Genomic DNA, 13,369 nt, shown 5'->3' on the forward strand with positions numbered 1-13,369 from the left:
TGGGTTTCTGTCTGGGGGGCTGTGTGTTTTGTCTCTGATAAATTTCCTGGCGGTCGGCTGTTTGCGGCGCGCCCGCGCGCGCTTCTGCAGTTAGCCAAATGCAGCAGTCAACCAGGCACGCCCCAATGTGTGCACTCAGTTGCCTGCCCTTAGCGGCCTGCGCGCTTAACCCGTATTGCGCAAGCCCGCCGCAATCCCGTTGATGCTCAAATGAATCCCGCGCCGCACGCGGGCGTTGGTGTCGCCGCCGCGGTGACGCTTGAGCAACTCAACCTGCAAGTGATTCAGCGGATCGAGATACGGGAAGCGGTTCTTGATCGAACGCGCGAGCAGCGGGTTCTCCGCGAGCCGTTCGCTCTTGCCCGTGATCTCCGACAACACCTTCGACGTGCGCTCCCATTCCGCGACGATCCGCTCGAACACGTGCTTGCGCAGCTTCTTGTCGGACACGAGCGCGGCGTAGCGCGAGGCGACCGCGAGGTCGGTCTTCGCCAGCACCATGTCCATGTTCGACAGCAGGGTCGAGAAGAACGGCCACGTCTTGTGCATTTTCCGCAGCAGCGAGAGACGGCGCGTGCGTTCGGCGTCGCTCGGCGCGCCGTCCAGATACGCGGCCACCGCGCTGCCGAATCCGTACCAGCCGGTCAGCAGCAAACGGCATTGACCCCACGAGAAACCCCACGGAATCGCGCGCAGATCTTCGATCTTGCGTTGCTTCGGATCCTGCAGTTTGCGCGAAGCGGGACGGCTGCCGATATTCAATTCGGCAATCTCCGCGATCGGCGTCGACTCGAAGAAATACTCCTTGAAGCCGGGCGTTTCATAGACCAGCGCGCGATACGAGGCCATCGCCGTATCGGACAACTGCTGCATCGTTTCTTCGAATGCAGGCAGTTGCGCCGGCGCGATGCCGTGCGGCAGCAACGACGCTTCGAGCGTCGCGGCGACCACTGTCTCCAGATTGCGGCGGCCGATCTCCGGGTTGCCGAACTTGCTGGCAATCACTTCGCCTTGCTCGGTCAAACGGATCTGACCGTCAACAGTGCCCGGCGGCTGCGACAGAATCGCCTGATAGGTCGGGCCGCCGCCACGGCCGACGGTGCCTCCGCGTCCATGGAACAGACGCAGTGTCACGCCGCGTTCGTTAAAGAGCGACACCAGCGCGAGTTCGGCGCGGTACAACTCCCAGTTCGACGTGAGGAAGCCGCCGTCCTTGTTGCTGTCCGAATAGCCGAGCATCACTTCCTGCTCGTTACCCTGATGTTCGATCAGCGCGTCCACGCCCGGCAGCGCGATCAGATCGCGCATGATGTGCGGCGCGTTACGCAAGTCGGGGATCGTCTCGAACAGCGGGATCACCATCAGGGCCGCCTGAGCCGGATCGTTCGCATTGCCGAGGCAACCGCGCAGCAGGCCGGTTTCCTTTTGCAGCAGCATCACTTCCACCAGATCGCTCACCGTCTCCGTGTGCGAAATGATGTAGTTGCGCACCGCGCGCGCGCCGAATTTCTCGCGCGTGCGGCGGGCTTCTTCGAGCACGCCGAGCTCGCTTTTCACGAGGTCCGAGTACTCCGCGAACGGCAGACGCAACGGACGCGGCTGCGCCAGCTCCGACAGCAGCACGGTGAGCTTGTCCGCTTCGGAGAGCCCCGCGTAGTTTTCTTCGACGCCCGCGCGACGCAGCAGCTCGGTAATCACCGCTTCGTGAACGTCGGAGCTCTGACGCAAGTCGATGCTCGCCAGATGGAAGCCGAACACTTCGGCGGCGCGCGCGAGCGGCGACAGACGCGGGGCGGCGAGCGGCGCGCCGTGATGCTCGGCGAGCGAATCGATCAGCACGTGCAGGTCGCGCACGAATTCGGAGGAGTCAGCGTAAGGCTTGGCGCGAATCGGCGCCGCGCCGCGGCCCGCGCTGCGCACCGGCACGCTGCCTTCGCCGAGACGCACGCGCGCGCTTGCCGCGAGGCGCGTGTACATGCCGATCAACGCACGGCGATACGGCTCGTCCGTGCGATGCGGCGACTGGTCGGGCGAGATCTCCGCGAGTTCTTTCAGGGCGTCGCTGGCGCCGGCCAGCAGGTTCGACACCGACAACTCGGCGCCCAGCTTGTGCACCTGTTCCATGTAGTGCTCGAAGATCACCGCGGCCTGGCGGGTGATCGCGTTTTCGAGCGTTTCTGCCGTGACGTTCGGATTGCCGTCGCGGTCGCCGCCGATCCAGCTGCCCATCTGGAAGAAGGGCGGCAGGCGCGCTTCGAGGCCGTGCTCGGCGAGCGCTTCTTCGATATCGGCGTAGAGCGCCGGGATTTCTTCGAGGAAGGTGGCGCGGTAGTACGACAGCGCGTTTTCGATTTCGTCGGCCACGGAGAGACGCGAATCGCGCAGCATGCGCGTTTGCCACAGCGACGTGACGCGGGCGCGCAGCATCGCTTCGTTGTGCGCACGTTCGCGGTCGGTCAGTTGCTGGTCGCGTTCGGCGAGCAGGCGCGCAACGTCGTGCTGCGCGTCGAGAATGCTCTTGCGCTGCACTTCGGTCGGGTGCGCGGTGAGCACCGGCACGATCAGCGCGTTGTTGAAGAACTCTTGCAGGACCGGCGTGGCGGCCGCGCCCGCTTCGACGAGGCGCTCGAGCGAATGGGCGATCGTGCCCGGCTGCGAGGTCGAGCCGGCCAGCTCGTGAATCCGGTGACGGCGATTGCGGTGGCGGTCTTCGGCAATGTTCGCGAGATGCGAGAAATAGCTGAAGGCGCGCACCACGCTGACCGTCTGTTCCGGGCTCAGCGAGCGCAGCTTCTTGTCGAGCGTCTGCGCGGCGGCGCTGTCGTCTTCGCGGCGAAAGCGCACGGCCGTCTGACGGATCGTTTCGACGACGTCGAACACCGCGTCGCCTTCCTGCTCGCGCAGCACGTCGCCGAGCAGGCGTCCCAGATAACGGATGTCCTGGAACAGCGGATGGTCCTTGTCCTCGCGCGTGCGGCCGTTGCCTTTCGACGCGGGCGCGGCGGTCTGCTCCGTCACGGCTTGCAGTGTGGGCGCTTGCGCGGCTTTCTCAGCCTTATCGGCCTTCGTTGCGGCGACGATCTTGACCTTCGTGGAGCCGGCCTTGGCCGATTTCTGCGCCGGGGCCTTGGATGCGGCCTGCGCTGTCTTGTTCGCCGTCTTATCCGTTTTGACTGCCTTCACAGCCTTGTCCGACTTGACGGGCGTGGACGTTTTGGCGGGCTTGCCGGCTTTGGCGGCGTTGGCAGCCTGCGCGGGTTTGCCGGCGCGTTTGGCCGGTGCGGGCTGACTGGCGGTAGCAGAAGCGGCGGCAGAAGCGGCAGCAGAAGCGGTGGGCGCCGCGGCGGCGTCGGCCGCTCGAGCGTTGGGCGATGCAGTGTTGCGGCGGGCAGGGCGCGCCGGTCCGGAAGACGTCACGATGGGTTTCCTCAGGGAAGCCAGGGTCTGTTGAGTGATGAACTGCTACTGCGGAACTGCACTATGAACTGCAACGTGAACAGCAAGTGAACTGCAAGAAGCGGTCTGCGCCGATGGCGATACGCCTGAGAGGAACTGCGCGCCTTCATGCTGCCGAGCGTTTGCACGACGCCCATGTGAAGCGCTTGCGGCACATTGCGCCGCATTGCATCATCCCGCATGCCGGAGCACGGTGCGCGAACGACCGTGCTTGAACAGGCGGGGTCTGGGCCGGCGCGCGCCGCGCGAAGCCCGTCTCCTCCATCGATACCGCTTCAGCACGGCGCCCCGCCGCGTCTTGAGACGCGAGAGCGCGTGCTAACATTGATTGTTATTACATCCCGTCATTCGATCAGCAAGCTAATGAACACCGAGACGTTTTCCACGCCACCCCACACGCTTGTGATTGCGTCGCGAGAGAGCCGCCTGGCCATGTGGCAAGCGGAGCATGTGCGATGTGCGCTGCACAAATTATATCCATCTTGTGACGTAAAAATCCTCGGAATGACGACACGTGGCGATCAAATTCTCGATCGCACTTTGTCGAAGGTTGGTGGTAAGGGCCTCTTCGTCAAGGAACTGGAAGCCGCGTTGGCCGACGGCCGCGCCGACCTCGCCGTGCATTCGCTCAAGGACGTGCCGATGGCATTGCCCGAGGGCTTCGCGTTGTCCACCATCATGGAGCGCGAAGATCCGCGCGACGCGCTGGTCTCCAACACATACGACTCGCTTGCCGCGTTGCCCGAAGGCGCCGTGGTCGGCACTTCCAGCCTGCGCCGCGAAGCCATGCTGCGCATGCGCTATCCGCATCTCGAAGTGCGGCCTTTGCGCGGCAATCTGGACACGCGCCTCGCCAAACTCGATCGCGGCGATTACGCGGCGATCATTCTGGCGGCGGCTGGTTTGAAGCGTCTGGGTCTCGGCGAGCGCATCCGCGCGTTGCTCGATCCTGAAGACAGCTTGCCCGCAGCGGGGCAGGGCGCGCTCGGCATCGAGATTCGCGCTGATCGTGCGGACCTCGCGGCGTGGCTCGCGCCGCTGCATCACGAACACACGGCGGCCGCCGTCGAAGCAGAGCGCATGGTTTCGCGCGCGCTCGGCGGCAGTTGCGAAGTGCCGCTCGCCGCGTATGCCACCTGGCACGACGGCGCGCTGCATCTGCGCGGCATCGTCGCGACGCCGGACGGCCAGCGCGTGTTGAGCGCGCACGCGTCGGCGCCCGCGCCCACCGTCGAGCATGCGCTCGCGCTCGGCCAGGAAGTCGCGGACGCGCTCGCGCAGCAAGGCGCGATGGACATCGTGCGCGCACTCGGCACCGCCGGCGGCGCCGCTGCGGCGGACAGCGCGGTGACCGGCGAGTGATGGCGGCCGATACTCCCGGCAACGCATCCCCAGCCGTCGACAAGGCGGCGTTCACGGTCGTGATTACACGACCGGCCGGTCAGTCGAACGAACTGATCGCACGGCTCGCCGAAGTGGGCCTCGCCACGCTCGACTTTCCGCTGATCGACGTCGCACCCGTTACCGACGACGCTCCCTTGCGCGCGGCGCTGAGTTCGCTCGAACGCTATGCGCTCGTGGTGTTCGTATCGCCGAATGCCGTCGATCACGCCTTCGCCCACAGCGATACGATCTGGCCGCATGCGCTGCCGATCGGCGTGGTCGGTCCCGGCAGCGTGCAGGCGCTGGCGCGCCACGGCGTGAGCGCGCCGGCGTACAACATGATCAGCCCGCCCTCCGGCGCGGATGAAGAAGCCGCGCGCTTCGACTCCGAAGGCCTCTTCGCGGCGATCGACATGGCGCTCGGCGCGACGAACCTGGAAGGCAAGCGCGTGCTGATCGTGCGCGGCGACGGCGGCCGCGAGTGGCTGGCCGAGCGTCTGCGTGAAGCCGGCGCCGAAGTCGAGACCGTCGCGGCCTACCGGCGCCTCGTGCCGGAACCGTCGATAGGCGGCTGGGCGCGCGTGCACGAACTGCTCGCGGGCGAGCCGCATGCGTGGCTGCTCACCAGTTCCGAAGGCGTGCGCAATCTGCACGAACTGGCGCAAGACCACCTCACCGTCGACGAAATCGTGCAGCTCAAACGCGCCACGCTCGTCACGCCGCATCCGCGAATCGCGCAGACCGCGCGGGCATTGGGTTTTGATAGCATTACGGTGTCCGGCGCGGGCGATGAGCGCATTGTCCGCACCCTGCTTGCCGCCGTCCCGACCGTAGTTCAACCGGTACCGTCCAACCCGGCTCATTCACCGGCTAAATCACGCATGACTGAAACGAACGCATCCACGAACGCTTCACCCCAGCCTGCCGCGACCACTGCGTTGCCGCCGAATCCACCCTTCACGCCATACGAAGCGCAAAAGCGTTCTAGCGCGAGCGGACCGCTGCTGTGGTTTGTCGTCGTGATCATTGCTTGTGCCGCGGGCGTGGGCGGCTATGCGCTCAATCGCAAGGTGGAGCGCACCGAGCAGCAGCTCGTGCAGCGCCAGCAGGCCAACGACACGCAGACCAACGAACTGCGCATCAAGACGGACCAGGCGCTCGCCACCGTGCATCAATCGGACTCGCAGGTTGCGCAACTGGAAGGCAAGCTCGCCGATGCGCAAAGCGCGCAGCAGGCGCTGCAACAGCAGTACGCCGATCTCGCGCGCAATCGCGACGACTGGACGCTCGCCGAAGTCGGTCAGATGCTCTCCGCCGCGAGCCAGCAGTTGCAGCTCACCGGCAACACGCAGCTCGCGCTGTTCGCGCTGCAAAGCGCCGACACGCGCCTCGCCGCGTCGGACAGCCCGCAAGCGGTCGCCGTGCGCAAGGCCATCGCGCAGGACATCGACAAGCTGAAGGCCGCGCCGTCCACCGACCTCACGGGTCTGGCCATCAAGCTCGACAACGCGATCGACCACGTGGACGACCTGCCGCTCTCCGGCGAAGCTCCGATCCCCCATGCCACGCCGCAAGCTGCAACGTGGGCCGATACCGCCAAGGTGGCGGCGGCCACCGGCGAGCCGCGCTGGAAGGTGTGGTGGCGCGAGGTGAGCACCGGCATCGGCCAGCAGTTGACGAGCCTCGTGCAGGTGCGCCGTATCGACAATGCCGACGCGATGCTGGTCACGCCCGATCAGGGCTACTTCGTGCGCGAGAATCTCAAGCTGCGCTTGCTGTCCGCGCGTCTTGCCTTGCTCTCGCGCAACGAGACCACGCTGAAGTCCGACCTGGCGGCGGCGCAGAATGCGCTGACGCGCTACTTCGACAATTCGTCGAAGAAAACCCAGACCGTGAGCGATCTCGTCAAGCAGGTGCAGGCGGCCTCGGCCGCGGTTGAACTGCCGAATCTGAGCACGAGTTTGCAGGCCGTCAATCAATACCGGAGCCGAGGTTAATCATGGCGATCCGGGGACTTCTATGGCTTGCATTGCTTTTCGCCATTGCCGTGGTGCTGGCGGTGGTGGGACGCTTCGATATGGGGCAGGTGCTGCTGATCTATCCGCCGTACCGCGTGGACATGTCGTTGAATCTGTTCGTGGTCGGACTGGTCGTGCTGTTCATCCTGCTGTATGCGCTGCTGCGCATCTTCCGCAATATCTGGCGCATGCCGCAACGCGTGGCCGCGTATCGCGCGCGTTCGCGGGTCGCGAAAGCGCATGCCGCGCTGCGTGATGCGATCGGCAACCTGTATGCGGGGCGTTTTTCGCGCGCGGAAAAGGCTGCCAAAGACGCACTCGCGAATGGCGACAACAAGGGCGCGGCCGGTTTGATCGCGGCCACCGCCGCGCATCGCATGCATGAATATGCGCGGCGCGACGAATGGCTCGCGCAGATCAACGAATCCGACTGGCAGGACGCTCGCCTGATGGCCACCGCCGACATGCGCGCGGATGGCCGCGACGCGGACGGCGCGCTGACCGCGCTGACCGAAATGCAGTCGCAGGGCGCGCGGCGGATTCACGCGCAGCAGATCACGTTGCGCGCGCAACAGCAGTTGAAGAACTGGGGCGAGGTGCTCAAGCTCGTCAAGACGCTGGAAAAACGCGAAGCGATTCATCCGGCCGTGGCAGTGCGCTTGCGTCAGATCGCGGCGGAAAACCTGTTGCGTGACCGGCGCCACAATGCCGACGCGCTGCTCGAGTTGTGGAATTCGCTGTCGGCCACCGAACGCCATTCGCCGCGTCTCGCGGATCTCTCCGCCGAGTTGCTGGTGGCGCTGAACCGTCCGCAGGAAGCGCGCAAGATCGTCGAGGAAGCGCTGGCGCAAAACTGGGACGCGCGTTTGCTGCGCCGCTATCCGGATACGGCGGGCGGCGACGCGTTGCCGCTGATTCAGAAGGCCGAAGCGTGGCAGAAGGATCGTCCGGAAGATGCGGACCTGATGTTCGCGCTGGGCCGCTTGTGCCTGCATCAGCAACTGTGGGGCAAGGCGCAATCGTTCCTCGAACGCGCGCTGAAACTCGCGGACAACGAGACGCTGAAGATTCGCTCGCATCGCGCGTTGGCGCGTTTGCATGAACAGCTCGGCGATACGGAGAAGGCGAGCCAGCATTATCGCGAGAGTGCGTTGGCGATGAATATTGTTTGAGGGTTTTTGGGGCGGCGTGTTTGTTTTCGGTGCGCTGCTTTGAGAGCTTGAGACGGCTGGTTTTAGTTCATGAGTTGATGTGTTGATGGCCGCAGCGGATGCTGCGGCCATTTGTTTTTGTGCCGGCGGTTGCCTGTTATGCGGGGCTCGATTTGATCGCTTGGGGCGGTCTTAGTGCGGCGCGGTGGACGGCTGTTGCACGGTCGCGGACGGCGACTCGATCGTGCTTTGCGTGGAGGGCTTTTTGCGGGACGACGCTTTCGTTGCTTCGATCGACGCCCCTGCTCGCTGCGACGCTTTAGTCAGCAAGTTCGTCGCATGCTGCGCCGTGAGGCGGCTGCGCGCGACGCCCTTCGCGTCGAGTGCGATCACCTGGAACAACTCGCGGTCGTATTCGAGATCCTGCTGATACTGCTCGGCCGTGTCCACCAGCAATTCGAGCAGCGTCTGACGACGCTTTCTTTCGTCGTGGGTAATCGCAGGATTTCTAACTATCGATGACGCAAGGGTAATCAACGTGTCCAGTTGACCCAGCTGCCGGTCGCATAAATCGAACGCGGAAAGGGCAAGCTTTTCGTACTGGAGTGCGTCGACTGGTGGACGTGACGCCGGTTGAGTTTTGACGGGCCTGGTCATGGTGCGATCTCCTTGTTGGTGGGGTGGATCGCCCGGACACGCTTCTTTGAGGGGAGGGGTGAGCGGGCACGAAGTAGGGTTGACAGACCGGGGCATAAACAAACCGGCGAGCCTTGCGGCTCCCCTACCAAGGCCCGCCCATTGAAATATAGACGTGCAGAGGTAGTCGCACGACCCGCCTCGGCGGGTGTGCGGTTTATGCCACAGGCTGTCAAACCTGGTCGCTGGGTGTTTCCCGACGACTTGGTGATTATAAGGGAGTGGGGCTGTCTCGGATTTAGTCTTGGGGGTAATGTTGGGGGGGGCTGAAGGGATAAGGGGGAGTAGGGCGAGCGGTCGCTCGATGTCTCTCGCCTACTTCAATTTCGTCCACGGCTGAGCGGTCTTTGTGACTTGTCGCGCCTAATCCGATTTCTGCCAACTGAGCATCCCGCATTGGGGAACGTGGAGTACCGAGGTGTACGCACTGCGGACGGTCGATCAAGCGCGACATAGAGGGCGGCGTCCAAGGTGCGTCGGGCATTCGTTTCGGCTCACTGGAGGGCCGGAGTTCTCTCGCGGCCATTCGATTATTGGCATTGGTCGGCGCCTACGGGTCTCTTTACTGGCATTCAAAGTCGGCAGTCGCGAATGACTGGTCGCACCGCTAGCGAATGCGTCCTTGTGTTAAGTACTGTTGGAAGCCTGCATCAAAGCACGGCGTGCAACTGGCCGTGACGCTGCTTGGCAGGCGTCCAACAATCTTCAATACATGCCGCCGATCGGGAGAGCACGTCCATCGGCTCAATCTCATTTTTTGCCGCGATGCAAACAGATAACTGAATTCACCGTCGTTCCCTCTCGGTCGGCGCAATTTGCTCTGGATTCAGCAACGTTTACCGTCTACATTGAGCATGCGACTGATCATCTGGCAAGTAATGCGTCTGCGCGGGCTGTTTTTTTGACGTCACGTGGACTTGCCGAATAACAAGAACGGGGGCCAAGTGGAAAAGCTAATATTAGAAGCTATCGCGGATAAGCGGTTGATAGAGTTTTATTACCAAAATCTCCTGCGCATTGTCGAACCCCATGTATATGGCGTTACAAATGGAGCCCAGCAAGTTCTCGGTTATCAGACAGGGGGGCGAAGTAGTAACGGTGGACTCCCTGACTGGCGACGTTTCGACCTCAACCAGATGTCACGGCTTACTATCCTCGCTCAAACATTTCCCGGCCGTCGTTCCATCCCGTCCGGAAAGCATAGCTCTTGGGATTCGCGGATAGCCATCGTTAGCTAGACGTCAGCGCACACGCGTCAACTGTATCCGCTGCGCCGCCAAACCGGACTGTCACAGGTTGCTGCGTGGGGACGCGTTCCAAAATAAGCTGGCGATAGACTGCTTTTACGGGTAGCGAGTCGGCGCCCGTAACTTTTGTCTTCGGCCAAAAGTACGAGAGGCTGGAATCCGCAATGAAGATTCAATCTGTTCACATAAAAAACTTCCGCACGTTGAAAGACGTGGCGATCCCCTTCGATTCCGTCACGACATTCATCGGGCCGAATGGTGCCGGGAAGTCAACTGTGCTTCGTGCGCTCGACTGGTACTTCAACGGCAAGCCGGGCTCGCTGACGGAGAAGGACTGTTCCTTCGGAATTACCACCAAGAACATCGAGGTTCAAGTCACCTTCACTGATCTCACCGACAAGGATCGCGCAGCACTTGGCAAGTACGTACCGGACGGCGTTGCCACATTTACAGCATGGAAGCTCCGGTCGCCTGACGGCTCTGAGGTGCTCTCGGCGAATGCGAAGGGCTTTCCAGAATTCAACGCGATCAAAGCAGCAGGCGGCGCGACAGCAAAGAGGGAACTATATGCCAATCTTCGCAGTAGCCGTTCGGATCTAAACCTCGCCGCGGCCACTACAGGTGCAGCAGTCGATCAGGCGATGACGGCCTGGGAGTCCTCCCACACTGACCAACTTGTCGACTCCCCCGAAGCGCTGCAGACCAACTTCTTCGGCTTCAACAGCGGCGGCAAGATGAGTGGCCTTTTCGACTTCGTTCTGGTCACCGCCGACCTTCGGGCAAGTGAGGAATCGACCGACGGCAAGGCGAGCATCATCGGTCGAATCCTTGAACGTTCAGTTGATCGTGCTGCTGCTGATGAGGAGATCGCGACTATCGTCGAAGAGTCGCGCTCGAAGCAGCGGAAAGTCTACGAGGAAAAGTTCAAGCGGCAGTTGGACGCTATGACAACGCAGCTCAATGAGGTCGTCAGATCTTACTCGCCTGGTCGGGCTGTCACGGTTTCTCCTGCCGAAGTGGAGCTCAAGCCCCCTCGGACCATGTTCGAAGTCGCGGTGCTCGATGGCGCAACCGAGACCGCTGTGGAACGACAGGGACATGGCTTTCAGCGCACGCTCCTGGTATCGGCGCTCCAACTTCTGGCGCAGTCAGGTGCGGCATCGGCAGAGGGTGTTATTTGCCTGGCGATTGAGGAGCCGGAGCTGTTTCAACACCCGATTCAGGCCCAGACCTTCGCAAAGGTACTAAGATCGCTTGCCGAGAACGCAAGCGTGCGTATCCAAGTGACCTATGCGACTCATAGCCCCTACTTCCTTGAAGCTAGACATTTCGACCAGATCAGGCGGTTGACGAGGTCGTCTGACGAGACCCCGGTCGTCACTGTTCATTTCGCCACGATCGACGACGTGAAGACGAGGCTCAATGGAACAGTAGATGCTGACCAGGTTGGCCGTCAACTCGATGGCATTGTCACGAATCGCCTCTCGGTCGCTTTGTTCGCAGCGCATGTGCTGCTCGTCGAGGGCGATACAGAGGCGGCGGTGTTCTACGGCATCGGCGATCGGGATGCGGTGGGGCGTCTCGAATCCCAAGGACTGTCGATTGTTCCGGCCGGAGGCAAGGGCGGAATCCCGCTAGCTCATGCCATCCTTACCTGCCTCGGGATTCCGACCTACGTACTCTTCGACGGAGACAGTGCCTTTGAGGCGCGGGCTAACGCGGCGGGCAAGAATCAGACCGCCATAGATGGCGAGCGCACGAAGTTTTCGACAGAGAACCGTCGGCTGTTGAAGTACCTCGGTGAGACCGAGGCTGATTTCCCATCAGAACAGGTCGGTGATAGTGTCGCGACCCTGAGCGACCACCTTGAGACCTACCTAGAGTCCAACTGGGCGGAGTGGGCCACGTCGTGTGCGGCGATTGAGGCGGCTGCCGGAATTCTGCTTGCAAAGAATCAGTATGCCTACCGGACTGCGACGCTTGAAGCGAAAGGAAAAGTCCCAGAGATGCTCAAGCGGATTCTCTCGAAGGCGGGAGGGGCATAGACATGCATGAAATCATCTCCGCACTGCGGAAATAAATCCAAGCTTGACGAAGCCGGTTACGCGGACATCCTGAAGCAGGTTCGCGACAGCGAGCTCGAGAAGCAGTTGCATGAGCGGCTTGAACTGGCCGAGTAAGACAAGCGGAACGCCGTAAAACTCGCCCAAATTAAGGTTGCCAGCGGATTGCAGAAGACCGTGGCAGCTACTGACGCCGAGATCCAGGAGCTGAAGTCCAAACTCGATGCCTGTGAGGCTGCCCTAAAAGATTGGACCCCTCCTGCTCCCCTAAATTTAATTCCGAATGGCACAGTCCAGTACGAACTGCTTACGATACAGGCACAAAAAGATAAGCAAGGCGCTATTAACATGCTTCAACGGCCATCTGAGGTCTTGTCACGGGAGGTGTCGGCGCTTAAAGATCTCGCTGGGATTTTCCCTTCTATGCGGCAGAGTGAGACTCCGAGAACCGGAGACCTAGAACTCGTTGTGGGCGTCCTGAATTCAGGTGACTCAGATGGTGTCATTGCGAACCGAGCGACGCTTACTTTCGAAGGAAAAGAACTGTGGCTTCATCCGAAACCCGACGACACGTGGACGCCTATCAAAGCCCATGCTTTCCAAGAAATAAGATTCGCAGTTGGTGAAAGCGAACAGGACCTCGAGTTGCTCAAGGAGTGGAAGGCGGCAATTGTTGCAGGTAAGAAAATTGACATCTCTGTCACGCTTAAGACTGGCGCGAACACTAACGGGCCCACGTCCGCGAAAACATTAGATCCGGCAAGTTAAACGGTCGGCGGTCAATGTCCGGCGTAGAACAAAACACGTTCTTAATGCCCTTTAGCTCGTCATTCGGGCAACTGGTGTGCTAGTTGTTTTGACGACTTCAAAGCCCCAGCGAGCAATCCGCGACCCACAGGCGGTCCATGGGATCATTGAAATGTATCGAGGCGATTTCGGCGGTGGTGCCCGGCGCTCCGATGTTCCGTGGCGATGATGCGAACCTGACGTTCGAGCGTTAGCTTGAATGGACGGGTGACTGACCGCTGGTGGCCGACCACCGCCTCACGCCCTTGGCAGTGTTTGGCCAAGCTCCATCGAAGCCGAACTTGTCCGGCGGTGAGTTGGTCACTCCTTTGCGCAATAAGGCAAGGCCTTGGCAGTGGATTACTACCAAGGCCCGCGCCTCAACGTTTCACTTGTTTACCATCCTCGCCGGCACACTAACCGCCAGCAACCCACCCAGCACCATAAACGCCGCCAGCATATACATCCCTGAATCATTCGCAGCCGTAGCCTGTTTGAGCCAGCCCACCGCATAGGGACTCAAAAAACCCGCCAGATTTCCAATCGAGTTGATCATGGCAATGCCGGCC

General features: G+C 61.8%; 6 protein-coding genes and 2 pseudogenes. 5 read left to right on the top strand and 3 right to left on the bottom strand.

Going from position 1 to position 13,369, the window contains the following annotated elements:
* Nucleotides 1–165: 165 nt before the first annotated feature.
* Nucleotides 166–3,417, bottom strand: coding sequence for a phosphoenolpyruvate carboxylase (ppc, locus tag P0D70_RS34985; RefSeq protein ID WP_408187869.1), 3,252 nt, complete (start codon nucleotides 3,415–3,417; stop codon nucleotides 166–168).
* Between the two features lie 402 nt (nucleotides 3,418–3,819).
* Here ppc and hemC point away from each other — a divergent pair, with 402 nt between their 5' ends.
* From hemC to P0D70_RS35000, 3 genes are read left to right on the top strand one after another with little or no spacing between them, the layout of a single operon-like run.
* On the top strand, nucleotides 3,820–4,818 hold the full coding sequence (gene hemC, locus P0D70_RS34990; protein WP_091796279.1) for a hydroxymethylbilane synthase: 999 nt from the start codon (nucleotides 3,820–3,822) through the stop codon (nucleotides 4,816–4,818).
* Nucleotides 4,818–6,836 (top strand): fused uroporphyrinogen-III synthase HemD/membrane protein HemX, encoded by a 2,019-nt coding sequence (gene hemDX / locus P0D70_RS34995; RefSeq protein WP_408187870.1) that lies wholly within the window; start codon nucleotides 4,818–4,820, stop codon nucleotides 6,834–6,836. Before hemC ends, hemDX begins: the two co-directional genes overlap by 1 nt.
* A gap of 2 nt (nucleotides 6,837–6,838) precedes the next feature.
* Nucleotides 6,839–8,029 (top strand): heme biosynthesis protein HemY, encoded by a 1,191-nt coding sequence (locus P0D70_RS35000; protein ID WP_408187871.1) that lies wholly within the window; start codon nucleotides 6,839–6,841, stop codon nucleotides 8,027–8,029.
* A gap of 171 nt (nucleotides 8,030–8,200) precedes the next feature.
* Here P0D70_RS35000 and P0D70_RS35005 read toward each other — a convergent pair whose 3' ends face one another.
* Nucleotides 8,201–8,665: a hypothetical protein gene (locus tag P0D70_RS35005; RefSeq protein ID WP_408187872.1), complete on the bottom strand. Its 465-nt coding sequence runs from the start codon at nucleotides 8,663–8,665 to the stop codon at nucleotides 8,201–8,203.
* A 1,450-nt stretch (nucleotides 8,666–10,115) separates the two neighbouring features.
* Here P0D70_RS35005 and P0D70_RS35010 point away from each other — a divergent pair.
* Nucleotides 10,116–11,996 carry an ATP-dependent nuclease gene (locus tag P0D70_RS35010; protein ID WP_408187873.1) on the top strand — a complete coding sequence of 627 codons (1,881 nt, stop codon included), beginning with the start codon at nucleotides 10,116–10,118 and terminating at the stop codon, nucleotides 11,994–11,996.
* A gap of 2 nt (nucleotides 11,997–11,998) precedes the next feature.
* Nucleotides 11,999–12,260: pseudogene (locus P0D70_RS35015) on the top strand (DUF2130 domain-containing protein); the annotation flags it as partial.
* Nucleotides 12,261–13,188: 928 nt separating this feature from the next.
* Here the strand turns inward: P0D70_RS35015 and P0D70_RS35020 are convergent.
* Nucleotides 13,189–13,369, bottom strand: a pseudogene (locus P0D70_RS35020) (MFS transporter); the annotation flags it as partial.

The sequence above is a fragment of the Paraburkholderia sp. RL17-381-BIF-C genome (genome assembly GCF_046026435.1).
In the GTDB taxonomy this organism is placed as follows: domain Bacteria; phylum Pseudomonadota; class Gammaproteobacteria; order Burkholderiales; family Burkholderiaceae; genus Paraburkholderia.

Bases quoted from the DNA above. Each gene is read 5' to 3' on its own strand.
- hemC (WP_091796279.1), top strand. From the start codon at position 3,820: ATGAACACCGAGACGTTTTCCACGCCACCCCACACGCTTGTGATTGCG.
- hemDX (WP_408187870.1), top strand. From the start codon at position 4,818: ATGGCGGCCGATACTCCCGGCAACGCATCCCCAGCCGTCGACAAGGCG.
- P0D70_RS35000 (WP_408187871.1), top strand. From the start codon at position 6,839: ATGGCGATCCGGGGACTTCTATGGCTTGCATTGCTTTTCGCCATTGCC.
- P0D70_RS35005 (WP_408187872.1), bottom strand. From the start codon at position 8,665: ATGACCAGGCCCGTCAAAACTCAACCGGCGTCACGTCCACCAGTCGAC.
- P0D70_RS35010 (WP_408187873.1), top strand. From the start codon at position 10,116: ATGAAGATTCAATCTGTTCACATAAAAAACTTCCGCACGTTGAAAGAC.